The following is a 24,486-nucleotide window of genomic DNA, read 5'->3' on the forward strand; positions in this document are numbered from 1 at the left end:
CGCAGCGCGCGGAGCACCAGTACGAAGACACCGACGATCAACAGGAGGAACAGCAGGGCGAACAGAATCTCCGAAATCGCGGTACCTTTCCCTATCCGTGTTTCGGCGGGCCGACCACTTCGACCGTTGGTGAATTGCCGTCCTTGTGGTCATTGGTGCGGTCGAGCGCCAGTGCGCCGACGATGGTACCGCCGAGCGTAGCCGTCACCGCTACCGCGGCGACCAGCTTCTTCCGGGAGACCGGTTCGGGGAGACGGGTGGTCGGCGCGGTGGGATTCAGCCGGACACTCCGGACCCGACGCGCCGAGGGGCGCTCGGCGGCGAGCAGCACCGCGCCGCGCGTCGACACGAATTCGGGTTCCGGGTCGTAGATGAGCGGCAGATCCAGCTGCCTGTCCAGTTCGTCCCGAATCGACTTGTTGCGGGGGCACCCGCCGAGCAGGGCCATGGCCCCGGGCGGCACGCCGGTCTCGTCGATCATGTGCCGGACGAACGATGCCGAGTGATGAATGCCCGCCGCCACCAGGTCCGCGAAGTCGCTGCGCGTGATGACCGCGCGCTGCCCGGAGATCGGATCGCACACCGCCAGCACACGGTCGGTGGCCAGCAGTTCCTTGTGCTGACGGGTCGCGGACAGGTCGAGCGTCACCCCGCCGCGCACCAGCTGCCAGCGTAGGAGCGCGTCGTGGCCGTCACCGCCGAGCACCGTGCTGCGTTTGGTGGCCAGAATCGCGTCGGTGCGGCAGTCGATCTGGGTCAGCGTCAGACCCGAGGCGCCCAGGTCGTACAGGAGAACGGACCCTTCGGTGGGTAATCGCCCGGTGAAGCGCAGATACCGCAGCTGGGCCACCGGTTCGTCGATGACGGTCAGGCGATTGCGGCCGGCGGTGGTGCGAATGGCCTCGGCATGCGACTGGCAGCGACAGGTCACGGCAATGCCGGTAATGAACTCGTCCCGCTTGGCGGCCGATTTCCGCATGAGCCGGATGGCTTCGAAAACCGCCTCCTCCATGCTCCCACCGGGCCGGCGGTACACCTTGCAGCGGTCGATCGGGGTCAGATGCGGCTGGTCGGAATGGGTGAGCATGGCGCGTGCACCAGCAGCGCCCGCCGACACCCCGAGGACCAGCACCATGGCCTCCATGGTGAACCTTTTGCGGTCCGATTCCAAGACTATGACGCAGGAAATTGGCTGCTCGGATGCTGGACGGTTACTGACCGGCCCATCTGGTGGGCGAGCCACCACTGTCGAAGTCGCCCGCGGATTGCCGGAACTCTGCCAGCAATTCCAGCAACAACTGCAAACGTTCCGGCGGTAGACCGGTCTCGGCGAACACTCGCCGGTTCAGCTGTTCGGTGGCCGTGGCCACCAATTCCCTTCCGGCATCCGTGATTTCGATCAGCGTAGCGCGCCGGTCGCTCGGATGCGGCACGCGCTTCACCAGCTTCGCCGCCTCCAGCCGATCCACCGTGTTCGTCACGCTTGTCGGATGCACCTGCAATCGCGCACTGGCCACCGCCATGGGTAGCGCGCCCGTTTTGCTGAAGCTCAGTAGCTGGAGTAGCTCGTACCGCGAAAACGTGAGTCCCGACGGCTTCAACGCCTCGTCCACCCGAGCCATCACGATTTGCTGAGCCCGCACCAGCGAGGTAACTGCGGCCATCCCGTCGGCCACGTCTCCCCACCCGTGCTCGCCCCACTGACGATGCGCCTCCTCGATCGGATCGAGCGGGAGCGGACGTGGCCGAGACATGCCCCCGATCATCGCACGCCCCACCCGATCCCCGGACACACCGAGCCTGTGCGCATAGAAATCACGGTGATTTCAACTGTGGCCGGGACCGGCCGCCGGGCGCACCATGGGTACACGACAACATGCGGGTGTGTCCGAGTGGTTCAGGAGAAGGTCTGCAAAGCCTTATACGTGGGTTCGATTCCCACCACTCGCTCTGAGGAACGACAGTCCCCGTGGCTCCGGCCGCGGGGACTGTCGTGTCCGGGGTTACTTGCCGTCCGCGGAGCAGACCTTCCACACGCCGTCCTCCTTGCGGAAATGCTGTGCGGCGGTGGTGGATTTACCGTCGGAGCCCGGCACGGCCAGGGTGCCGGTCAGGCCCGCGGTGGCGCGGTCGCCGGTGACGACTATGTCGGTGACCGTGGTGATCTTGATGGTGAACTTGCCCTTGTCGACGGCGGTCTTCTGATCCGCTGGCAGACTGTCGAATTCGTCGCGGTCGGGCCGGCAGGCCTTGGCCACCGCGACCGAGGGGCCGTCCTTGGCGAGGGTGTCGTAGAACTCGCGCGCCGCGGCCTCGATGCGCTGATTGTCGCTACCGGAATCCTTGCCCGCGGTGGCGGTTCCGCAAGCGGTCATGATCACTGCCAGTCCGCCCAGGCAGAGTGCGAGCGGGAGACGGCGTGCCGAGGTCATCGAGGTCCTGTCGATCGAGCCACCACTGAACGTCCGCAGACTACGGCAAAACCATTGCGATTCGGTGGGGTAGCCGGACCCGAAGATTCCGAGGCTGTAGGTTGGTTAGCCAAACCTCAGCGTCGAATTCGGCGGCTCGAAAGGACGGTCATGGCGGCACGATGGAAGCTCCTATCCGGCGTGGTCGCGGCGATCACGATGCTCGGTGTCACGGCTTGCTCGAACTCCTCCACGGACGAGAACGAGATCCTGGTCTACAACGCCCAGCACGAGTCGCTGGCCAAGGAGTGGGCGGACGCGTTCACCAAGCAGACCGGCATCAAGGTCACGCTGCGGCAGGGCGGTGACACCGACCTCGGCAATCAGCTCGTCGCCGAGGGGGCCAACTCGCCCGCCGATCTGTTCCTGACCGAGAACTCACCGGCCATGGCGCTGGTCGAGAACGCCGGGCTGTTCGCCGACGTGGACGCGAACACCCTCGCGCAGGTACCCGAGCAGTACCGGCCATCCACCGGCAAGTGGACCGGAGTCGCCGCGCGCTCAACGGTTTTCGTCTACAACACGGGGAAGCTGCCGGCAGACCAACTGCCGAAGTCGCTGCTCGATCTGCAGCAGCCGCAGTGGAAGGGCCGCTGGAGCGCCGGGGTCTCGGGCGCCGACTTCCAGGCCATCGTGGCCGCGCTGCTGGAGCTGAAGGGCGAGGACGCCACCCGGGCCTGGCTGAAGGGCATGAAGGACAACGCCATTGTCTCGCAGAACAATGTGACCACCATGAAGGGCGTCAACGCCGGGCAGTTCGACGGCGGCGTCATCTACCACTACTACTGGTACCGGGATCAGGCCAAGACCAAGGAGAACAGCGGCAATACCGCGCTGCACTACTTCAAGAACCAGGACCCGGGCGCGTTCGTCTCGGTATCCGGTGGCGGCGTGCTGAAGTCCAGCAAGAAGCAGGAGAACGCGCAGAAGTTCCTGAACTTCATCGTCTCCCAGCAGGGCCAGGAGGTGCTGCGCGACGGCACCTCGATGGAGTACCCGGTCGCCGCGGGCGTGGCCGCCAATCCGGCGCTGCCCCCGCTGGGCACCCTGGGCGCGCCCAAGGTCGATCCCAGCAAGCTCGACGCCAAGAAGGTCACCCAGCTCATGACCGAAGCCGGCCTGCTCTAGCCGTGGCCGTCCGTACCGCTGTAGCCACCCGGGCCGGAGGAGCCGGGCCGGTCGTCACGTCGGTCGCGCTGCTCATGGTGGCGGCGACCTTCGTGCCGCTGGGCTACATCGTGTACATGCTGTTCTCCACCGGACTGCACGAGACGGCGGAGCTGATCTTCCGGCCGCGCGTCGGCGAACTGCTGCGCAATACCGTGAGCCTGGTGGTGATCACGGTGCCGATCTGCGTGGTGCTCGGCATCGGGCTGGCCTGGATCGTGGAGCGCACGGACGTGCCCGGCGCCGCGTGGTGGGGGCCGATATTCGCTGCGCCGCTGGCGGTTCCGGCGTTCGTGAACAGCTACGGGTGGGTGAGCGTGATCCCGTCGCTGCACGGGCTGTGGGCGGGCGTGCTCATTGCCACCGTGTCGTACTTTCCGCTGGTCTATCTGCCCGCCGCCGCCACCCTGCGGCGGCTGGATCCGGCCGTGGAGGAATCGGCGCGGGCGCTGGGGTCGGGTCCGGTGCCGGTGTTCCTGCGAATCGTGTTGCCGCAGTTGCGATTGGCCATACTCGGCGGGGGACTGCTGATCTCGCTGCATCTGCTCGCCGAATACGGCGCGTTCGCCATGATCCGGTTCTCCACCTTCACCACAGCCATTTTCGAGACGTATCAGTCGAGTTTCGCTGGGCCCGCGGGTAGTTCGCTCGCCAGCGTCCTGGTGGTGTGCTGCCTGGTGCTGCTCGCCGGGGAGGCGGGCGCGCGCGGGAACGCCCGCTACGCGCGCATCGGCAGCGGTGTGCCGCGCGCTGCCGCCCGAGTTCGCCTGGGAGTGCGGGCGATTCCGGTCTTCCTGCTGTTGACGGCTGCGCTGGCGGCCTGCCTCGGGGTGCCGCTGTGGACCATCGTGCGCTGGCTGCGGCTCGGCGGCTCGGCCATCTGGGATATGGCCGATATCGGCGAAGCCCTCGGCCAGACACTGGGTTTGGCCGCCACCGCCGCCGTGATCACCACGCTGTGCGCCTTCCCGGTGGCCTGGGTCGCGGTGCGCTCCACCTCCCGGTACGCGCGCATCATCGAGGGCTGCAACTACATCACCAGCTCGCTGCCCGGCATCGTCATCGCGCTGGCCATGGTGACGGTGACCGTGCGCTGGCTGCCCGCGCTCTATCAGACGGCGTTCATGGTGCTGGCCGCCTACACGCTCATGTTCCTGCCGCGGGCGCTGGTCAATGTGCGGGCCGGGCTCGCACAGGTGCCGGTGGGCCTGGAGGAGGTGTCACGCGCGCTCGGGAAGTCCGGGGCCGCGACGTTCTTCCGGGTCACGCTGCGCTTGACCGCGCCCGCCGCGGCCTCGGCGGCGGCCATGGTGTTCGTGGCCGTCGCCACCGAACTCACCGCCACGCTGCTGCTCGCGCCCAATGGGACGCGCACGCTCGCCATGCGGTTCTGGTCGCTGTCCAGCGAATTGGATTACGCGGCGGCCGCACCCTACGCGCTGATCATGATCATTGCGGCGGTGCCGGTCACGTATCTGCTGTTCACCCAATCCAGGAAGGCGGCGGGAGTATGAGTCGTCTTGTCGTAGACGCTGTTTCGAAGCGATTCGGGAGCGCGCAGGTGCTCGACGGCATCAGCCTCGACGTGCCCGACGGCAGCTCCACCGCCGTGGTCGGGTCCTCCGGCTGCGGGAAGACCACGCTGCTGCGGGTGATCGCCGGATTCGAGAACCCGGATGCGGGAACAGTTTCGGTGGGTGCGGAAACAGTTGTCCGCCAGGGATTCTCGCAACCACCGCACCGGCGCAATATCGGCTACGTGGCCCAGGACGGCGCGCTGTTCCCGCACCTGACCGTCGGCCAGAACATCGCCTACGGTTTGAACGGCGGTCTGGCCGGACGCCGCCGCCATCGGCAGCGCGTGGCCGAACTCCTGGACATGGTCTCCCTGCCTTCCGACTACGCCGACCGTCGCCCGCATCAGCTCTCCGGCGGCCAGCAGCAGCGGGTGGCCCTGGCCCGCGCCCTCGCCCGCAAACCCGACCTCATGCTGCTCGACGAGCCCTTCAGCGCCCTCGACACCGGCTTGCGCGCCGCCACCCGGCAAGCCGTCGCCGACACCCTGCGCGCCGCCGGCATGACCAGCATCCTCGTCACCCACGACCAGGAGGAAGCCCTCTCCTTCGCCGACCAGGTGGCCGTCATGCGCACCGGCCGCTTCACTCAGGTCGGCACCCCCGAACAGGTCTACGCCACCCCCGCCGACCTGTTCACCGCCGGATTCCTCGGCGACACAGTGCTTCTCGACGCCACCGTGCACAACGGCACCGCCGAAACAGCGTTGGGCCGCGTCCCGGTCCAGCCGAACGGCCCCGAGGGCGCGGCCACCGCCATGCTCCGTCCGGAACAGCTTGTGGCCCACGTGGTCTCGAACGGCGACTCGGGACGCGCCACAGTGCGGGCGGTCGAATTCCGCGGCGCGGACGTCATGCTCAGCCTGCAACTGGACGGCCGCGCCGACCCCATTCAGGTGCGCCGCGTCAGCGTCGCCGCCCCCGCCGTGGGCGATCGCGTCGACCTCGAAATACTCGGCGCCGCAGTCGCGTTCACCGACGAGCAGTGCGCCGTCACCGCACGGAAGGGCACGAGCGCCACGTCCGCCCTGGCTACCGCCTCCTGATCTCCAGTACCCCGGTTGTGCCGCCTGACCTGCGGATGTCACACCTCTGCGGGCTGTGTCGTCATCTCGGTACAGCCCACTGAACAACACCGGACGAAAAGAGCAGATCATGGAACCGCGCTTCAACCTCTACGCCAACGACGTCGCCGCCAAGTTCAACAAGCGCCTCGTCACCGCCGCTCGCGTCATCGACGAGTCCACCCTGCCCAAGGCCACCCAGGAACTGGTGAAGATCCGGTCCTCGCAGATCAACGGCTGCGGCATGTGCCTGGACATGCACACCAAGGATGCCGCGCACGCCGGGGAGACCCCGGTGCGGCTGGCCATGATCGCCGCCTGGCGTGAGTCCACCGTCTTCACCGACGCGGAGCGCGCCGCCCTCGCCCTCACCGAGGAAGGCACCCGGCTGGCCGACGGGCGCGGCGGCATCACCGAGGACACCTGGGCGCAGGTGCGCAAGCACTACGACGAGGACCAGATCGGCGCGCTGATTTCGCTGGTCGCCACCATCAATGCCTGGAACCGGCTGAATGTCATCGCCGGCCTGGCCGGTGGGGAGTACGTGCCCGGTCAGTGGTGAAGGACTGACACCCGTGTGGCGGCCACCTATATTGACGCGAGGACCGAACCGTCCAGCTTGTTCCGAATAGGAGATCCGGTGCGCCGCACACTGTTCCTCACATCCGCTCTCATCGCCGCCGCCTGCGCCGCGGGTCCGATGGCCGCCGCGCAACCGGCGGCCGGTGACTCCGCGCTGCGGGTCCAGGCGGTGTGGGGGCCGGAACAGTTCCCCATCGCGGGCGTGATCGTCGACATCGCTTCCTGCGCAGGCGGACCCACGCTCGCCACCGTCACCACCGGGGACGACGGCACCGCCACCTTCACCGGCGGCGCGGGCTGCTATCGCGTGGCGGCCACTCCCATGAGCGGCTGCTCGGTCGACGGCGACCACGCCCAGCAGGTCACCACCATGCCCGGCGTCACGCCGACCGCCACCTTCCGATTCCGCTGCGCCTGATCCGCCCGGAACACCCGGATTCAGGTCTACCGTGAAGAGATGGCGGACAAGGACCCGGCACTCGATCTGATGGAGCGGGCGGTCGCCCAGATGGCCGACGTCATCGCCGCGATCCGCCCCGATCAGGCGGAACTGCCCACCCCGTGCGAGAACTGGCCGGTGCGCCGCGTGCTCGGCCACCTGCTCGGCCAGATCCTGCCCAACTTCACCGTCGCGGCCCGCGGCGCAACCCCCGACTGGCAGGCGTCCGAGGAAGAATTCGGCCCCGACTGGGCCGCCGAATTCCGCACCCGCGCAGCCGAACTGCTCGCCGCCTGGCACAGCGCCGACCTCGACGGCGAAGCCCCGGTCCCCGGTGGCGGCACCGCCCCGCTGCGCGCCCGCACCGACCAGCAGATCACCGAATTCGCCATGCACGCCTGGGATCTCACCCGCGCCACCGGCCAGGACCGCGAGCTCGACCCGGAACTCGCCGAACACGGCCTGGCCTGGTCGAAGCGAATTCTCGAGCCCGAATTCCGAGGCACGGGAAAGGCTTTCGGCCTGGAGATCCCCGTCCCCGACGACGCCTCCGCCTACGACCGACTGGCGGGCTGGTTCGGCCGCGACCCGCACTGGAAGCCCGGCCTGACCGGCTGACGCCGTACCGGTCGCCCGGTGCTGGTGAATTGCGCTGGTACACAGTGCTTCTCCACGCAGCTATACCCGTCATTCCGGCGTGCTTCGGCTGGAATCCACTGGGTGGATCCCGGCCAAGAGCACGCCGGGATGACGTGGTGGGCTGATGCCGCGATGACGTGGCGGGCTGAGGTCGGCCAGGTTGGGGTTTGGCGCGTCGGTTCGGTTGCGAGGTCTGCGGGACGAATGTGGTCAGGATCACGCGTGCCGATGATGCTCGACAGGTCGCTGTTACCCTCGTATTCAGATAGCTGTTGCTCTGCTGTAGCGCGATAGGCGTCGCATCACCGAGGGTTAGGTGGCGAGATGGACGCGAGGTTCGCGTTGGCGCATTCGACAAATGAGGCTGCCTGGCCGGAACTGCGCAGGTACGCCGGGCGCATCGAGGCTGTCGCGGCCTTTCTGGGCGCGGTGGTCGCCGGGTTGTTGCTGCTCGCGCCGCTCGACCTCGGGCGCACCGCGAGCGGGCCGATCCTGCAATTGGATCTGCTGGTTGTGAACATGCCCCGCGCCGCGGCGGCGGGCGCGGTGTTCGCGGTGGTCAGTGCCGGACTGTCGGTGGCGCTGGGGCGCCGGGCCGCGTGGATCGCCTCGCTCGGCAGCGCGGCCGTCCTGCTCGTCGGCCATCTCTTCGACCGGGCCGAAGCCACCGCGGGCACGCTGACCACGGTCAATTACATCGACGCGATCTTCAGCGGCATCCTTCTCGGTGCGCTCGCCATCGCGGTGCTCGGCCGCCCGCCCGCCATGACCGCCTATCTGATCGGGGCGCTGGCCAGCGTTCTGGTCGGCGACCTCACCGCGCTGCCCGCACCCGGCAGCGCGAACCGGCCATTCATCGAATGGGCCTCCAGCGACACCCCACCCGTCTGGTTCGTGGCGCTCGCCGTCATCGCACTCATCGCGGCGACCGCGGCCCAGGTGCAGGAACCCGCGCCCGAGGACGACAACACCGATCTGCCCATCGGCCCGATCGTCGCCGCGCTGCTGCTCGTGACCACCACGGCGGTGACCACCGAATGGTTCGTCCGCCATGCCGAGAACACCGTGAATCTCGGTGTGGCCGTGGGCGTGACGATCGCCGGTGCGCTGCTCGCCGCGTTCCTGCTGCCCGGCCGGGACGGGGCGCTGGTACTGCTGGCGGTCCCGCTGACCGCTGCCGGCAGCGCCATCATCGCGGTGCCGCGCCCGGACTGGACCGCTCCGCTCCCGCTCATCGCGGTCGCCGCGGGCTACTACCTCGGCCGCCGGTTGCCGGTGCCCTGGCTCGGGCTCGCGGGCTGCGCGGCGCTGTCGGTGTTCGCCGCGCTCACCGCGCCGCTCGGGCATCGCCACGAACTCGTCCCGATCATCGGGATCACCGTGCTCGGACTGCTCTACGGTTTCTGCTTCGCCGCCGCGCTCCCGTCGGAGGCCATCGGCGTGGTGGTGGCTCTCAGCGTTCTGCTGGTGCCGGGTCTGGTCATCGCACTGCGCGGCCACAGCCTGGGCCGGGTCGCGTATTCGGCGCACTGGTACCGCGATCCGAACGGACTGGTCACCGCCGGCGCCGGATGGCTGGCCCTGGCCGTCACGGTGGGTTGCGCCGCGGCGCTGTCCATCCTGTACAGATTCCGGACCACTACGGCGGCAACGTTTTTCGCCACCGTTTCAGCGAATCGCCGTCACCTGTCGAAGCGTTCGTTCACCCACTCCAGCGCATCGGAGTAGGACGCGTCCAGCACCCCGCGATGGTCCACGCCCGGATAGCCGCGGTACTGCACCGGCTGCCCGGACACGCGCTGCCGCGCCACCATGGCCTCGGTGGCCGGCGCGGGCACCGTGGTGTCGGCGCGGCCCTGTAGAACCAGCAGCGGGGGAGTGAAAGACAATGTGCTGGGGTCGTTTTCGTTCAGCACCCGGACCAGGGCCGAGGAATCTCCGGTGGGGGAGAAGATCTCGGCGGCCGGAATTCCACCCCATTCCTCGGGCCGCCGCAACTGCCCGATGCAGCCGGTGTCGGCCAGCGGCAGCAGCGCCTCGGTGTCCGGGGTGAGGAAGCGGCTCGGCTCGATTGCCGCCACCGTCTGCGCGCCCCGGATGATCAGCGGCAGAAAGGAAGTCGCGCCCCCGGTGACCGGGCCGAGCGCGGCCGACGCCCCCAGTGCGGTGGCCACCCGGGCCGCCTGCAACCCGACGCCCTGATGCGAGGCCGGGGCCATGGCGACCGCGCCGAGCAATCGCAGCTCCGGCGCCCACTGCTGGGCCTGCGCGGCGGTGAACACGGCCGCCTGCCCGCCCTGCGAATGCCCCACCGCCACCCAGCGGGTCCCGATGTTCGGATCGATTTCCCTTGCGGCCCTTGCCATATCGGTGACCGCGCGCTGCTCGGCCGGGCCGATCAGATACCCGTGCGGCCCCGGCGTCCCGAGCCCCTGATAGTCGGTCTGCGCCACCGCGTACCCGGCGGCCACCCAGCGGGCCTGCACGGTGCGCACGAGCGCGGTGTAGTCGTGCGCCGGGAACGCCTCCGACGTATCCAGTGACGGCGCACAGATATCCGCGACCCCGGTGGTCCCGTGCGCCCAGGAGATCAACGGCCAGCCGCCCTCGGGCGGGGTGCCCTCCGGCACGGCCAGGGTGCCCGACACGGGTACCGTGCGCCCCTGCATGTCCACCGAGCGGTACAGGACCAGATAGTTCTCCGCCCCGGGCAGTCCCGGCTCGCCGATGATCGGCCGCAGCTGGATCACCGAGCCGTGCGTCCCGGCCACGCGATCCGCATCCGGCAGATAGAAGGCGGTGGGGGCGTTCTCTCCCGAAATCGGTAGCGCCCCAGCGTTTCCGGTCGCGGCGATCGATCCGGCGAGCACGGCGGCCAGAGTCGTCGACACGATTCCGGCACTCGTGCGTCGGGCATCGCGTCGCGTCTGCGACCGTGCCCTCGCGGTTTCGATCTCCGGCATGACCAGAACATACCGGTCCGTCTGACTATTGAGCGGCAAGGCAACGCGCCCCGATCCGTGCCGTGTATGCCCTCTACGGTGTCGGCCCTGTCGATTGACATCGGATATCACCGCTGGTAGCAGCCCCTCGAATGAGCAAGGCCCCGACCGTGATTCACGGCCGGGGCCCAGACTCGAACAGCGCTACAGCATCGAACTGATACCGCTGAGCAGGACGGGAAGGATGGCACCGAGGATTCCGGGCACACTACTCATGAGACCGACCTTTCCATCGTGGGTGACCAGCGAAAATCAGTCTAGGTCCAGACAAGAGAAGGCCCCGATCGCGAATCGCGGATCGGGGCCTTCTCTTCGGTGCCCTCGGCAGGATTCGAACCTGCGGCCTTCTGCTCCGGAGGCAGACGCTCTATCCCCTGAGCTACGAGGGCGGGATAGACCCTCTCGGTGTTCCCCGAGCGGGCTGGGAAAGCGTATCGCATGGACTGCGCTGCGCCAAAAACATTTCCGGACCGGGTGTTTTGCGGCACCCGGTCCGGTCGTGCTCAGTTCATCGGAAGCGGGGACGCGCCGCGTTCGGTGAGCATGGTGGTCATCAGCTGGGACTCGCCCGCTTGGGTTTTGGCCATGCTGGAGGCCAGGGCGCGCACCGCTTCGGTGTCGGCGTGCTCGGTGGCGTACTCGATCATCGGCATGCCGCCCTGATGGTGGCGCAGCATCAGCTGGAGGAAGAGCGTGTCCAGGGCCGGGCCGGTGGCCTTGCCCAGATTCGCCAGCTCCTCGTTGGAGGCCATGCCGGGCATGGCCTGCACCGGGCCGGTGTGGCCGGTGGTGGACCCGCCGCCGTGATGGCCGGAGCCGGACGCGGTCGTCATCCAGCCCATGTAGCCGCCCGTCGCGAGTTGCGGCTCGTCCCACATCTGCAGCCAGCCCTGCATACGCCCGGCCTGGCTCTGCTGGGTGGTGAGAATGTCGTAGGCCAGCCGCTTCACCGCGGGATCGGTGGAACCGCTGAAGGCCACCGCCGACATCTCCACCGCCTGCTGGTGGTGCACGGACATGTCCTGGCAGAAGCCGATGTCCACCGGATTCGGGGTGGCATCCGCCTTGCTGTCCAAGGGGATTCGCACCAGCACGCCCAGGGCGACACCCAGCAGCAGCACGCCGATCACGCCGAGGATCAGCAGTGCGGTGCGCTGACCGCCGCGCGTGGGCGCGCCGGAGTCGGCGGGCTCGTTGCCGCCGGGTTCACCGCTCGCGTCGTCGGGCACCAGCGGCGCCATCACTGGCCCGCGGCCGGGGCGTCGGTGCCCGGAAGCGGGATCTCGGTCTGCCCGTCGGCCGGAACCGGCACGGTCGGGAAGAGATCGGTGGGCAGGCCGCTGCCGTCGAGGCCACCCAGACCGCTGCCGCCCAGGGTGCCGCCCGGCATCCCGCCGCCCGGCAGACCGCCGGTGCCGCCCAGTTCGGAGGTGTCCGGGGTCAGGCCCTTACCGTCCATCGGCACCGCGTCCGGTCCGGGCGCGCTCGGGTCGAAGGCCGGCGGGTTGTTCACGTCGAAGGTCGGATTGGCGCAGCTGGCACCGACTTCCGGGTACGTGTTCGGGTTCAGGCGCAGATCCTTGATGAAACGGTCCACGCGCGAGTCGTCGGCCTTCTCCACCTTGAGCTGATGACCCCACGCCTGCAGGGAGATCGGCTTGTCCAGGTTCGGGTACGGCGACATGAGCATGTAGGGCTGGCCTTCGACCTTCTTCTTCAGCGTGTCGACGGAGGCCGCGTCCAGCTTGTCCGGGTTGTAGGTGATCCAGACCGCGCCGTGCTCGAGCGAATGCACGGCGTTCTCGGTGCGAATCGCCTTGGCGTACACCACGCCGGTGCACGCCGCCCACGAGGAGTCGTGCGGGCCGCCGAACGCGGGAGCCTGGTCGTAGGCCACGCGCTGGGTCGAGGCCACGTGCAGGCCCGCGTCGTAGGACTTCTGCACCGTGCCGTCGATATAGGCGGCGGGGTTCTTCAGCTCGTCCTGCGCGCGGTACTTGGGCACGATGTAGGCGGCGATGGCGCCGATCAGGGCCACGATGACGACGCCCGCGCCGATCGTCATCCAGGGGATGTTCTTCTTGGTGGGCAGTTTGCCGCCTCCACCGCCCTTGCGCAGGGACGGTGAGGATTTGCCCGCGGCCTTGATGGCCTTGGCCGACTTGGCACTGGTCCTGCTCGGCATCGCTTGTTGTGCTCTTTTCGACGTGTCGGACAATCAAACGATGCGGGGAGCATCGTTTGCTGGGCGCCTGCCCGGTAGGTGCCCGCTCGCGGCGGTTACCTGCTCAGACCATAGGATAGTGACTCGTGACTCCAGCTGACCTTGCAGATCTCCTTCGCACGACCGCGGCGAAGGTACTTGTCGAACGTGGATCCGACCCTGCGGTCCTGCCCGACGAGGTCAAGGTGGAGCGCCCCCGCAACCCTGAGCACGGTGACTATGCCACGAATTTGGCGATGCAGGTAGGTAAGCGGGCTGGAATCGCACCCCGCGAATTCGCCGAACTGCTCGCCGCCGCGCTGGGCGAGGCCGAGGGTGTGGACGTCGCCGAGGTCGCGGGTCCCGGCTTCCTGAACATTCGCCTCGCCAAGGCCGCGCAGGGCGCGATCATTCGGAAGATCCTGGACGCCGGGGACAAGTTCGGCACCGCGGACGCGCTCGGTGGTCAGAAGATCAACCTGGAGTTCGTGTCCGCCAACCCGACCGGGCCGATTCACCTGGGCGGCACCCGCTGGGCCTCCGTCGGCGACGCGCTCGGCCGCATCCTGGCCGCGCAGGGCGCGAACGTCACCCGCGAGTACTACTTCAACGACCACGGCGCGCAGATCGACCGCTTCGCCAACTCGCTGGTCGCCTCCGCGCTCGGACAGCCGACCCCCGAGGACGGCTACGCGGGCGAATACATCGTGGAGATCGCCGGGAAGATCGTCGCCGAGAACCCGGAGTGGACCAACCTCTCCGAGACCGAACGCCACGAACTGTTCCGCCGCGAAGGCGTCGAGCAGATGTTCGCGCACATCAAGCAGACACTGCACGACTTCGGCGTCGACTTCGACGTGTACTTCAACGAGAGCTCGCTGTTCGCCTCCGGCGCGGTCGAGCAGGCCCTCGACGCGCTCAAGGCGTCCGGCAACCTGTACGAGAAGGACGGCGCGTGGTGGATCGCCTCCACCGAATACGGTGACGACAAGGACCGCGTCGTCATCAAGAGCGACGGCAAGTCCGCCTACATCGGCGGTGACATCGCCTACTTCCAGAACAAGCGCTCACGCGGCTTCGACCTGTGCATCTACATGCTGGGCGCGGACCACCACGGCTACATCGGCCGGCTCAAGGCCGCCGCGGCCGCGTTCGGCGACAACCCGGACACCGTCGAGGTGCTCATCGGCCAGATGGTGAACCTGGTCAAGGACGGCAAGCCGGTCCGCATGAGCAAGCGCGCCGGAACCGTTGTGACACTGGACGATCTGGTGAGCGAGATCGGCGTCGACGCCGCCCGCTACTCGCTGGTGCGCTCCTCGGTGAACTCCAGCATCGACATCGATCTGGGCCTGTGGACCACGCAGGGCAATGAGAACCCGGTCTACTACGTGCAATACGCGCACTCGCGCACCAACTCCATCATCGGCAATGCCGCCGCCTTCGAATTCGATGCGGTGGCACCCGATTTCAGCCTGCTGGCCTCCGACCGCGAGGGTGAGCTCATCCGCACCCTCGGCGAATACCCGCGCGTGGTCGCCACCGCCGCGGAAATGCGGGAACCGCACCGAGTAGTGCGCTACCTGGAAGAGCTCGCCGGCGCCTACCACCCCTTCCAGTCCGACAACGACATGCGGGTGCTGCCCCTGGGCGACGAGCCCGTCAGCCCCCTCAATGCGGCCCGCCTCGAATTGGTCAAGGCCACCAAGCAAGTTCTCGCCAACGGCCTCGGCCTGCTAGGCGTCTCAGCCCCGGAGCGTATGTAAATGAGTGCACACCCCGCCGGTCCCCGCCACGCGGACATCCCGCCCGCTCCGAATCTGCCGGAGCGGCCGGCCGATTCGAAGCAGATGATCGAGCTGCCCGCGAATGTCTGGCCCCGCAACGCCTCTCGTGACGAGGACGGCGTGGTGCGCCTCGCCGGTGTGCCCGTGCACGAGCTGGCCGCCGAATTCGGCACCCCGCTGTTCGTGGTGGACGAGGACGACTTCCGCTCCCGCTGCCGCGACATGGTCGCCGCCTTCGGTGAGGGTGCGCGAGTCCACTACGCCTCCAAGGCGTTCCTGTGCGGCGAGATCGCGCGCTGGATCCGGGACGAGGGCCTGCACCTGGATGTGTGCTCCGGCGGCGAAATGGCCGTCGCACTGCACGCCGGCTTCCCGGCCGAGCGAATCGCGTTGCACGGCAACAACAAATCGGTGCCCGAGCTGGAGTACGCCGTCGAGGCGGGCGTCGGCCACATCGTGCTGGACTCGCTGATCGAGATCGAGCGCCTGGAAGCCGTCGCCAAGACCGCCGGCAAGGTGGTCGACGTGCTGGTGCGCGTCACCGTCGGCGTGGAAGCCCATACGCACGAATACATTTCGACTGCGCACGAGGACCAGAAGTTCGGCTTCTCGATCGCCAGCGGCGATGCCATGCAGGCCATCGCCCGCGTCTTCGAATCCGACAACCTGCGACTTGTCGGCCTGCACAGCCACATCGGCTCGCAGATCTTCGAGATCGACGGCTTCGAGATCTCCACCCGCCGCATGCTGGGCGTGCTGCGCGAGGTCGCCGACAAGTTCGGCCCCGAACGCGCGGCGCAGGTGAATGTGCTGGATCTCGGTGGCGGCCTGGGTATTTCGTACCTGCCGCACGACGATCCGCCGGCCCTGGGCGACTTCGCCGCCAACCTGCGCCGCATCGTGGCCGAGGAGGCCGAGCGCGCGGGCCTGCCCATGCCGATCATCGCCGTCGAGCCCGGTCGCGCCATTGCCGGACCCGGCACTGTAACGCTGTACGAAGTCGGCACCATCAAAGATGTGGTGCTGGATGCGGGGTTGCGCCGCCGCTACGTCAGCATCGACGGTGGCATGAGCGACAATATCCGGCCCGCGCTGTATCAGGCCGAGTACGACGTCCGGCTGGTGTCGCGCTCCAGCGACGCCGACCCGGTGGTCGCTCGTGTGGTCGGAAAGCATTGCGAGAGTGGGGATATCGTCATTCGCGACACCTGGATCCCGGCCGATGTCGGCCCCGGGGACCTGGTTGCGGTGGCGGCGACCGGCGCGTACTGCTACTCGATGTCCAGCCGTTACAACCTGCTCACCCGGCCGGCCGTGGTCGCGGTGCGAGATGGTAAGGCGCGCTTGATTCTTCGCCGCGAAACGGTGGAGGACCTACTGAGCTTGGAGGTGAAAGCATGACCGAGGTAGCGAACAACGCTGCGAAGAACGGCGTGTGGGGATCGGATCACCCGATCGGCATCGCGGTCCTCGGCATGGGCACGGTCGGCACCGAAGTGGTTCGCATCATTCGCGATCACGCCGACGACCTGTGCAACCGCGTCGGCGCCCCGGTGGTGCTGCGCGGGGTGACCGTCCGCGACCTGAACAAGGACCGCGGCATCCCGGCCGACCTGCTCACCACCGACGCCGAGGCCCTCATCGCCCGCGACGACGTGGACATCGTCGTCGAGGTCATGGGCGGTATCGACCCGGCCCGCAAGCTGATCAAGACCGCGCTGGAGAACGGCAAGTCCGTCGTCACCGCCAACAAGGCGCTGCTGGCCGAGTACACCGGTGAACTGGCCGCCGCGGCCGAGGGCTCGCGCGCGGACCTCTACTTCGAGGCCGCCGTCGCCGGCGCCATCCCGGTGATCCGCCCGCTGATCCAGTCGCTGTCCGGCGACCGGGTCAACCGTGTGGTCGGAATCGTCAACGGCACAACGAATTTCATCCTCTCCGCGATGGCCGAGACCGGAGCCGACTACGACGACGTGCTCGCCGAGGCGACCCGCCTGGGCTACGCCGAGGCCGACCCGACCGCCGATGTCGAGGGCTTCGACGCCGCCGCCAAGGCCGCGATCCTCGCGTCCGTGGCGTTCCACACCCGCGTCACCGCCGCCGACGTGTACCGCGAGGGCATCTCCAAGATCACCTCCGAGGATCTGGAGACCGCCGCCGCCGTCGGCTGCACCGTGAAACTGCTGGCCATGGCCGAGCGCGTCAGCGACGAGAACGGCAAGGACCAGGTGTCGGTGCGCGTCTACCCGGCGCTCATCCCGCGCAAGCACCCCCTGGCCTCGGTCAACGGCGCGTTCAATGCCGTGGTCGTGGAGGCCGAGAACGCCGGCCGCCTGATGTTCTACGGTCAGGGCGCCGGCGGCGCTCCCACCGCGTCGGCGGTCATGGGCGATGTCGTCATGGCGGCGCGCAACAAGTTCTTCGGTGGCCGCGCTCCGGGCGAATCGGTCTATGCTGAGTTGCCGATCGCGTCGATCGGCGACACTCCCACTCGCTATCACGTGAACCTGCAGGTCGCCGACCGCACCGGTGTTCTCGAGGCGGTGGCCGGCGAATTCGCCAAGCACGGTGTCAGCATCTCGACGGTCCGCCAGGAAGGACACGACGAGGGCGCCCGACTGGTCGTGGTGACCCACCACGCGCAGGAATCGGCGCTGGCGGATACCGTTGCCGCGTTGGCCGAACTGGACTCCGTCACGTCCGTGACCAGTGTTCTGAGATTGGAAGGCACCGAGGAATGAGTACGACTGCGCGGGCTGCTGGTGTGCATACCCCGTGGCCCGGTCTGATTGACGCGTATCGGGATCGTCTGTCGATTCCGGCGGACTGGGAAGCGGTCACGCTGTTCGAGGGCGGTACGCCGCTGGTGCCCGCGCACCACCTCTCCGAGCTGACCGGCTGTGAGGTGTACCTCAAGGTCGAGGGCGCGAACCCCACCGGTTCGTTCAAGGACCGCGGCATGACCATGGCCATGACCGACGCCAAGTACGCCGGCAAGAAGGCGGTGCTGTGCGCCTCCACCGGCAACACCTCCGCCTCGGCCGCCGCCTACGCCACCCGCGCGGGCCTGCACTGCGCGGTGCTGATCCCGCAGGGCAAGATCGCCATGGGCAAGCTGGCCCAGGCGGTCATGCTGGGCGCGAAGATCATTCAGGTCGAGGGCAACTTCGACGACTGCCTCGAGCTGGCCCGCAAGGTCACCGCCGACTTCCCCGAGGTCGGCCTGGTGAACTCGGTCAACCCGGCGCGCATCGAGGGCCAGAAGACCGCGGCCTTCGAAATCGTCGACGCCCTGGGCAAGGCGCCCGATGTGCACGCACTGCCGGTCGGCAACGCGGGCAATATCACCGCCTACTGGAAGGGCTACAGCGAGTACTACGCCGACGGCGTCACCACCTCGCGTCCGCGCATGCTGGGCGTGCAGGCAGCCGGTGCCGCGCCGCTGGTCAACGGTGCTCCGGTGAGCGATCCGGAGACCATCGCCACCGCCATCCGGATCGGCGCGCCCGCGTCCTGGAACGGTGCGATGAACGCCAAGGAAGAGTCGGGCGGCGCGTTCCGCGCGGCCACCGACGACGAGATCCTCGCCGCGTACCGCCTGGTCGCGGCCAAGGAAGGCGTGTTCGTCGAGCCCGCGTCGGCCGCCTCGGTCGCCGGTCTGCTGGCCGCCCGCAAGGAAGGCTGGCTGGAGCCGGGCCTGACGGTCGTCTGCACCGTGACCGGCAACGGTCTCAAGGACCCGGACAACGCGCTCAAGGGCATGCCGGACGTGAAGCCCATCGCGGTGGATCCGGTGGCCGTGGCCCACGAACTCGAGCTGGCCTGAATTGAATTCGCACGAAGGTCAGTTGATGACCAGGACACTGCCCGCCGGAATCACCGTCAATGTGCGGGTTCCGGCGTCCAGTGCCAACCTCGGTCCCGGTTTCGATTCTCTCGGAATCGCTTTGGGGCTGTACGACGAGATCACGGTGTCCACCACGGACTCCGGGCTCACCATCCGGGTCGAGGGTGAGGGCGCGGACGACGTGCCCTGGGGCCCTTCGCATCTGGTGGTGCGGGCCATCGAACGCGGCCTGCAGGCCGCGGGCGTGTGGGCCGACGGCCTGGACGTGGTGTGCCACAACGTGATTCCGCATTCGCGGGGCATGGGTTCCTCGGCTTCGGCCGTTGTCGGCGGACTTGCCGCCGGCCGCGGTCTGGCCGCGAAGTTCGACGCGGAACTGGCCTACGGCAATGACGTGCTGGTGCAGCTGGCTTCGGAGTTCGAAGGCCACCCCGACAACGCCTCGGCGAGCATTCTGGGCGGAATTGTGGTGTCCTGGACGGAAACCGACCAGCCTGCCAATGGAAACGGGGCCGCTGACCACCACACCCGCACCTACCGCGCAGTGCGTCTGGAGCCGCATCCCTCGCTGCGCCCCATTGTTCTGATCCCCGAAGAGCGTTCGTCCACCGCGCACACCCGGGGACTGCTGCCGGACATGGTTCCGCACGGTGACGCCGCGTTCAATGCCTCCCGCGCCGCGCTCGCGGTAGTGGCCTTGACGCAACGTCCCGACCTCCTGATGCCCGCCACGGCCGACCGGCTACATCAGGGCTACCGGGCTTCGGCGTTGCCGCTCACCACCAAGTGGATCGAACGGCTGCGCACCGCCGGAATCCCGGCCACCGTGTCCGGCGCCGGCCCCACCGTTTTGGCGTGGCTGACCGGCGAATTCCCTGCGGAACTGCGGGAACTCGCGATCTCGGACGGGCTGCGCGTGCTCGAACCGGGCATCGCCGACGGCGTCCTGGTGGACTGAGAAGACGCGCCAAGACGGATTGACAGCGTGGCTGCCTTGCCGATGTACAGGGCGAGAGCTATCCTGAGCGAGTCCGTACATCGTGCGCGTCAGACGCCGGTGCTTCATCAGGGCAAATCGCTCCAGAGGCTCCTCGCTCAGGCTCGAGGCTTGAGGCTCGAAACTTGGGGGTAGCCAGTCAACTGGAATGATCTCTCCCACCTTTTTGAATCGGTGGCGAAGCCCACGCGGTGGATGAGCCGCAGGCACCGCGGGGCAGGCGCGATACGGCATCCGAGTCCGGTGGACGACCGGATTGCAGGAGGAACCCTCGAACAGGCACAAGGCAGTCGAGGGAAGGAAAGGATTTCCGTGACAGATACGGACCTGCTCGCGACACCCGGTGTGGAGAATTCCGTCTCCGCGGGTATTCGCGAAAGTGACTCCGGACAGATTTCGAAGATGAGCGAACAAACTGACGTCGCACGATCGGGGCTGACTGGAATGTTGTTGCCGCAGTTGCGTGCGCTTGCGGGAGAGCTCGGTATCCGAGGCACTTCCGGGATGCGTAAGGGTGATCTCATCGCCGCCATCAAGGAGAATCAATCCGGCGGAGCGAAGGCCACCGCGGCGGGTAAGCCCGCCACCGGAAAGACCAAGAACAAGGCTGAGGCGCCGGCCGGTGGGGAGTCCGCGCCGGCCGAGGCCGCCGCCGCTCCGAAGGCGGAAACCGCTCCCGCCAAGGCGGATTCGGCTCCGGCCAAGGGTGATTCGGCCAAGGCCGAGAGCGCTCCCGCCAAGGCCGAGCAGCCGGCGCGCGAGGAATCGCGGGAGTCCAAGCGGGACGAGGCCGAAGGCCGCGACGGCGGCGACGAGGGCCGCGACGGTGGACAGCGCGGCCGGGGCCGCCAGCGCCGGGGCCGCGAGCAGCGCGCCAACGCGAACGCCAACTCCGACACCGCCACCGCCGAAACCACGGCGGGCGAAGCGAAGCCGGAGCAGGAGGGCGGCGAGCGCCGCCGCGACCGCAACCAGGGCGACCGCAATCAGGGCGACCGCCAGGGCGGCGACCGCGGCCAGCAGAACGGCCGGAACCAGCAGGGCAACCAGAACGGCACCCCGCGCGGCGAAAACCGCGACCGGGCCCGCGATGACGACGACGAAGAGGGCGGCCGCGGCCGCCGCGGCCGTCGCTTCCGCGAGCGCCGCCGTGGGCGCGACCGCGACGGCGGCGCCGCCACCGGCGACACCCGCGAGATGGAGATCCGCGAGGACGACGTCCTGCAGCCCGTCGCCGGCATCCTGGATGTCCTCGACAACTACGCGTTCGTCCGCACCTCCGGCTACCTGGCCGGCCCGAACGACGTGTACGTGTCGATGAACCTGGTGCGCAAGAACGGCCTGCGCCGCGGTGACGCCATCACCGGTGCGGTCCGCGCTCCGCGTGAAGGCGACCAGAGCAACCAGCGCCAGAAGTTCGATCCGCTGGTGCGGCTGGACACGGTCAACGGCTCGGATGTCGAAAACGCAAAGCGCCGACCGGAATTCAGCAAGCTCACCCCGCTGTACCCGAACCAGCGCCTGCGGCTGGAGACCCAGCCCAACAAGCTGACCACGCGCATCATCGACCTGATCATGCCGATCGGCAAGGGCCAGCGCGCGCTGATCGTGTCCCCGCCCAAGGCGGGTAAGACCACGATCATGCAGGACATCGCCAACGCGATCTCGGTCAACAACCCCGAGTGCTACCTGATGGTGGTGCTGGTGGACGAGCGTCCCGAGGAAGTGACCGATATGCAGCGCTCCGTGCGCGGCGAGGTCATCGCCTCCACGTTCGACCGGCCGCCGAGCGATCACACCTCGGTCGCCGAGCTCGCCATCGAGCGGGCCAAGCGTCTGGTGGAGCAGGGTCAGGACGTCGTCGTGCTGCTCGACTCGATCACCCGATTGGGCCGCGCGTACAACAACTCGTCCCCGGCGTCGGGCCGAATCCTTTCCGGTGGTGTGGATTCCACCGCGCTGTACCCGCCCAAGCGGTTCCTCGGCGCGGCCCGCAATATCGAGAACGGTGGCTCGCTCACCATTATCGCGACCGCCATGGTCGAGACCGGTTCCACCGGTGACACGGTCATCTTCGAGGAGTTCAAGGGCACGGGTAACGCCGAGCTCAAGCTCGATCGCAAGATCGCCGAGCGCCGCGTGTTCCCGGCGGTGGACGTCAACCCGTCCGGCACCCGCCGCGACGATCTACTGATGTCGCCCGACGAGGCGGCCGTACTGCACAAGCTGCGGCGCGTGCTGTCCGGCCTGGACTCGCATCAGGCCATCGACCTGCTCGTCGACCGGTTGAAGAAGACCAAGAGCAATGTCGAGTTCCTCATGACGGTCTCCAAGACCGCCCCGGGCGCGATCGACGAATAAGCCTGGCGCAGTAGGTAATACGTGACGACAGCCCCGCTTCGGCGGGGCTGTCGCCGTTTCGTCGTCCGGTCGGGCGTCGGGCTGAAGAACAGCAGGCCGATCAGCATGGCGCCGGCGATCATGAAACCCAGGATGGTCGCGGTCACGGCGCCCGCCCCAACAGTGGGCGCCGTGACCGCTGTGTAGGTGAGGGTGCCGTCCCCGGGCGGTGGGGCAGGGGTCGGGTTCAGGGGCCCCACCGCATTCGCGGACTCCCCGGGAGCGGCCAACCAGCCCACGACCACCAGTAGTGCCAGGGTGCCCAGGATCCACCCCGCGAAGAATTCCGCGCGCCGCCGACGTCCCCTCCCGGCCACGGCGTGCGCGGTGGGGAGTAGCTCCCCTTCCATCGCGTCCTTCCTGGTCACAGCCTGTCCTTCCGATCGTCGTGGGACTCTCACCTGGACACGAACTCTATGAACAACGGTGTTCGCATTCCTGAGTAGCGAACTACTCGACTTCCAGCCTCGCTCGGGAGCCGGAAATATGCGTGCCCGTATTTTCTTGGGGGAGGAGGGTACGAATCGGGCCGCAGGTGCTACCCACACCCCCGCGCGGGGGCCGGAATAAATACCGGGTGGTCAGGCGTCTATAGTGGTCGGTTGGCAAGCATGCCTCTAGTCGGTTCCGGTTCACGTCTCACAATCGTCAGGCGACCCGGGGCCATTCGAAAGGACACCCATGAAGGCAGGAATTCACCCCACGTACGTGGACACCACGGTCGTGTGTGGCTGCGGCAACACCTTCCAGACCAAGAGCACCAAGGAGTCGGGCCAGATCACGGTCGAGGTCTGCTCCCAGTGCCACCCGTTCTACACGGGCAAGCAGAAGATTCTGGACACCGGTGGCCGCGTGGCTCGCTTCGAGGCCCGCTACGGCAAGCGCCCCGCCAAGGCTGCCAAGTAGCTGTCCCGCCGACGCCCGTCCTGCACTCCGCAGGCCGGGCGTCGGTGCGTTTCCGGACCTACTTGCACGGAGCCGAAGCAGCTCACACATACTTTCCGGGTGTGCTTACCCGGCACACCCGACAGGAGGACACCCGCGATGGCCGACAAGAACACGGCCCCGAACGCGATCGACGACATCCTGGCCGAATACGCCGGGCTGGAACTCCAGCTGTCCGATCCGGCCCTGCACAACGACCCGGGCGCGGCCCGGCGCGTGGGCAAGCGGTTCGCCGAACTCGGGCCCATCATGTCTACCTACAACAAGCTGAAGTCCACGCGTGACGATCTCGCCGCCGCGGAAGAACTCGCGGCCGACGATTCGTCGTTCGCGGCGGAGCTACCCGGGCTGCGTGCGCAGGTCGAGGAACTCGACAAGGCGCTGACCGACCTGCTCGCCCCGCGCGACCCGCACGACGGCGACGACGTGGTGCTGGAAGTGAAATCCGGTGAAGGCGGCGAGGAGTCGGCGCTGTTCGCCTCCGACCTGGCCCGCATGTACATCCGGTACGCGGAACGGCATGGGTGGAAGGTCGAGGTCCTCGGCGTCACCTACTCCGATCTGGACGGGTACAAGGAAGCCTCCTTCTCCATCAAGAGCAAGGAACCCTCCCGCGACGGCGTGTGGTCCAAGCTCAAATTCGAGGGCGGCGTGCACCGCGTGCAGCGCGTGCCGGTCACGGAATCCCAAGGGCGCATTCACACTTCGGCCGCCGGCGTACTCGTGTACCCGGAACCGGACGAGGTCGCCGAAGTGGAGATCGACGAGAAGGATCTGCGCATCGACGTCTACCGCTCCTCGGGTAAGGGCGGCCAGGGCGTCAACACCACCGACTCCGCCGTGCGCATCACCCACCTGCCCACGGGCCTGGTGGTGACCTGCCAGAACGAGCGGTCGCAGTTGCAGAACAAGATTCGCGCCAAGCAGGTGCTGGCCGCGCGTTTGCAGGCGCTGGCCGAGGAGCAGGCCGAGCAGGACGCGGCCGCCGGTCGCGCCACCCAGATCCGCACCGTGGACCGCTCCGAACGCATCCGCACCTACAACTTCCCGGAGAACCGGATCGCGGACCACCGCATCGGATTCAAGGCGCACAACCTGGACTCGGTCCTCGACGGCAACCTCGACGACCTGTTCACCGCGCTCGGCGAAGCCGACCGCGCCGCGCGCCTGGCCGCGGAATAATCGCACCGTCCGTGGGGCCGCACAGCATGGAGGCCCCACGGCACGCGCGAGAAACCCGGCTCGCCGTCGAACCGCTCAGGTGGCGGCAAATCCTCCGAGGTGCTTGGCTTTTCGTGGGAACATGATGACCCCATCCGAGCTGGAAGATCACGAATCGAAGGCTCGCTCCGGGTCCTTCAACCAATCA

General features: G+C 68.0%; 22 protein-coding genes and 2 tRNA genes. 16 read left to right on the plus strand and 8 right to left on the minus strand.

All coding sequences use genetic code 11. The features are described from left to right. Nucleotides 1–91: 91 nt before the first annotated feature. Nucleotides 92–1,144 (minus strand): acetate and sugar kinases/Hsc70/actin family protein, encoded by a 1,053-nt coding sequence (locus H0264_RS07450; RefSeq protein WP_231084230.1) that lies wholly within the window; start codon nucleotides 1,142–1,144, stop codon nucleotides 92–94. 67 nt (nucleotides 1,145–1,211) lie between these two features. Beyond that, nucleotides 1,212–1,754, minus strand: coding sequence for a MarR family winged helix-turn-helix transcriptional regulator (locus tag H0264_RS07455; protein ID WP_181583286.1), 543 nt, complete (start codon nucleotides 1,752–1,754; stop codon nucleotides 1,212–1,214). A 124-nt stretch (nucleotides 1,755–1,878) separates the two neighbouring features. Here H0264_RS07455 and H0264_RS07460 point away from each other — a divergent pair. Then, nucleotides 1,879–1,950 (plus strand) — tRNA-Cys (locus H0264_RS07460). A gap of 53 nt (nucleotides 1,951–2,003) precedes the next feature. On the opposite strand, the gene H0264_RS07465 is transcribed toward H0264_RS07460, so the two are convergent. Then, complete coding sequence (locus H0264_RS07465) at nucleotides 2,004–2,432, minus strand: Rv0361 family membrane protein (RefSeq protein WP_181583287.1); 429 nt, start codon at nucleotides 2,430–2,432, stop codon at nucleotides 2,004–2,006. A gap of 150 nt (nucleotides 2,433–2,582) precedes the next feature. Between H0264_RS07465 and H0264_RS07470 the strand changes: the two genes are divergently transcribed. The 7 genes from H0264_RS07470 (at nucleotide 2,583) to H0264_RS07500 (ending at nucleotide 9,664) form a co-directional block, all read left to right on the plus strand. Beyond that, the gene (locus tag H0264_RS07470) at nucleotides 2,583–3,599 is read left to right on the plus strand and encodes an iron ABC transporter substrate-binding protein (RefSeq protein WP_181583288.1); all 1,017 of its coding nucleotides are present in this window, start codon (nucleotides 2,583–2,585) and stop codon (nucleotides 3,597–3,599) included. 2 nt (nucleotides 3,600–3,601) lie between these two features. After that, a complete protein-coding gene (locus H0264_RS07475) occupies nucleotides 3,602–5,152 on the plus strand; it encodes an ABC transporter permease (RefSeq protein WP_420832042.1) in 1,551 nt (516 codons plus the stop codon). Beyond that, nucleotides 5,149–6,258, plus strand: a complete 1,110-nt coding sequence (locus tag H0264_RS07480; protein ID WP_181583289.1) for an ABC transporter ATP-binding protein — start codon at nucleotides 5,149–5,151, stop codon at nucleotides 6,256–6,258. The genes H0264_RS07475 and H0264_RS07480 overlap by 4 nt, the downstream gene beginning before the upstream one ends. A gap of 109 nt (nucleotides 6,259–6,367) precedes the next feature. Further along, nucleotides 6,368–6,838 (plus strand): carboxymuconolactone decarboxylase family protein, encoded by a 471-nt coding sequence (locus H0264_RS07485; RefSeq protein WP_181583290.1) that lies wholly within the window; start codon nucleotides 6,368–6,370, stop codon nucleotides 6,836–6,838. A 78-nt stretch (nucleotides 6,839–6,916) separates the two neighbouring features. Then, nucleotides 6,917–7,276, plus strand: a complete 360-nt coding sequence (locus H0264_RS07490; protein WP_181583291.1) for a prealbumin-like fold domain-containing protein — start codon at nucleotides 6,917–6,919, stop codon at nucleotides 7,274–7,276. 39 nt (nucleotides 7,277–7,315) lie between these two features. Next, a complete protein-coding gene (locus H0264_RS07495) occupies nucleotides 7,316–7,915 on the plus strand; it encodes a TIGR03086 family metal-binding protein (protein ID WP_181583292.1) in 600 nt (199 codons plus the stop codon). Nucleotides 7,916–8,260: 345 nt separating this feature from the next. Further along, nucleotides 8,261–9,664 (plus strand): hypothetical protein, encoded by a 1,404-nt coding sequence (locus tag H0264_RS07500; RefSeq protein ID WP_181583293.1) that lies wholly within the window; start codon nucleotides 8,261–8,263, stop codon nucleotides 9,662–9,664. Here the strand turns inward: H0264_RS07500 and H0264_RS07505 are convergent. The 4 genes from H0264_RS07505 to H0264_RS07520 form a co-directional block, all read right to left on the minus strand. Further along, nucleotides 9,619–10,899, minus strand: a complete 1,281-nt coding sequence (locus tag H0264_RS07505) for an alpha/beta hydrolase family protein (RefSeq protein ID WP_181583294.1) — start codon at nucleotides 10,897–10,899, stop codon at nucleotides 9,619–9,621. The genes H0264_RS07500 and H0264_RS07505 overlap by 46 nt on opposite strands. Nucleotides 10,900–11,254: 355 nt before the next feature. After that, a tRNA-Arg gene (locus H0264_RS07510) sits at nucleotides 11,255–11,327 on the minus strand. Between the two features lie 114 nt (nucleotides 11,328–11,441). Then, the gene (locus H0264_RS07515; protein ID WP_420832083.1) at nucleotides 11,442–12,170 is read right to left on the minus strand and encodes a DUF305 domain-containing protein; all 729 of its coding nucleotides are present in this window, start codon (nucleotides 12,168–12,170) and stop codon (nucleotides 11,442–11,444) included. Nucleotides 12,171–12,178: 8 nt separating this feature from the next. Further along, nucleotides 12,179–13,123: a DUF3105 domain-containing protein gene (locus H0264_RS07520; RefSeq protein ID WP_181583296.1), complete on the minus strand. Its 945-nt coding sequence runs from the start codon at nucleotides 13,121–13,123 to the stop codon at nucleotides 12,179–12,181. A 125-nt stretch (nucleotides 13,124–13,248) separates the two neighbouring features. On the opposite strand from H0264_RS07520, the gene argS reads away from it, so the two are divergent. The 6 genes from argS (at nucleotide 13,249) to rho (ending at nucleotide 22,133) form a co-directional block, all read left to right on the plus strand. Next, nucleotides 13,249–14,907 (plus strand): arginine--tRNA ligase, encoded by a 1,659-nt coding sequence (argS, locus tag H0264_RS07525; protein WP_181583297.1) that lies wholly within the window; start codon nucleotides 13,249–13,251, stop codon nucleotides 14,905–14,907. Beyond that, nucleotides 14,908–16,329 (plus strand): diaminopimelate decarboxylase, encoded by a 1,422-nt coding sequence (gene lysA, locus H0264_RS07530; RefSeq protein ID WP_181583298.1) that lies wholly within the window; start codon nucleotides 14,908–14,910, stop codon nucleotides 16,327–16,329. It abuts the gene before it with no gap. Continuing rightward, nucleotides 16,326–17,669, plus strand: coding sequence for a homoserine dehydrogenase (locus tag H0264_RS07535; RefSeq protein WP_181583299.1), 1,344 nt, complete (start codon nucleotides 16,326–16,328; stop codon nucleotides 17,667–17,669). The genes lysA and H0264_RS07535 overlap by 4 nt, the downstream gene beginning before the upstream one ends. Then, nucleotides 17,666–18,754 (plus strand): threonine synthase, encoded by a 1,089-nt coding sequence (gene thrC, locus H0264_RS07540; protein ID WP_181583300.1) that lies wholly within the window; start codon nucleotides 17,666–17,668, stop codon nucleotides 18,752–18,754. The genes H0264_RS07535 and thrC overlap by 4 nt, the downstream gene beginning before the upstream one ends. Nucleotides 18,755–18,779: 25 nt before the next feature. After that, nucleotides 18,780–19,733 (plus strand): homoserine kinase, encoded by a 954-nt coding sequence (thrB, locus tag H0264_RS07545; protein WP_181583301.1) that lies wholly within the window; start codon nucleotides 18,780–18,782, stop codon nucleotides 19,731–19,733. Nucleotides 19,734–20,084: 351 nt separating this feature from the next. Beyond that, complete coding sequence (gene rho, locus H0264_RS07550; protein WP_181583302.1) at nucleotides 20,085–22,133, plus strand: transcription termination factor Rho; 2,049 nt, start codon at nucleotides 20,085–20,087, stop codon at nucleotides 22,131–22,133. On the opposite strand, the gene H0264_RS07555 is transcribed toward rho, so the two are convergent. After that, on the minus strand, nucleotides 22,031–22,540 hold the full coding sequence (locus H0264_RS07555; RefSeq protein ID WP_181583303.1) for a hypothetical protein: 510 nt from the start codon (nucleotides 22,538–22,540) through the stop codon (nucleotides 22,031–22,033). The genes rho and H0264_RS07555 overlap by 103 nt on opposite strands. A 313-nt stretch (nucleotides 22,541–22,853) precedes the next feature. Between H0264_RS07555 and rpmE the strand changes: the two genes are divergently transcribed. Continuing rightward, nucleotides 22,854–23,078 (plus strand): 50S ribosomal protein L31, encoded by a 225-nt coding sequence (gene rpmE / locus H0264_RS07560; protein WP_181583304.1) that lies wholly within the window; start codon nucleotides 22,854–22,856, stop codon nucleotides 23,076–23,078. Nucleotides 23,079–23,216: 138 nt separating this feature from the next. Beyond that, nucleotides 23,217–24,299, plus strand: coding sequence for a peptide chain release factor 1 (gene prfA, locus H0264_RS07565; RefSeq protein ID WP_181583305.1), 1,083 nt, complete (start codon nucleotides 23,217–23,219; stop codon nucleotides 24,297–24,299). The last annotated feature ends 187 nt before the right edge of the window (nucleotides 24,300–24,486 follow it).

The organism is Nocardia huaxiensis, assembly GCF_013744875.1.
Lineage (GTDB): Bacteria > Actinomycetota > Actinomycetes > Mycobacteriales > Mycobacteriaceae > Nocardia > Nocardia huaxiensis.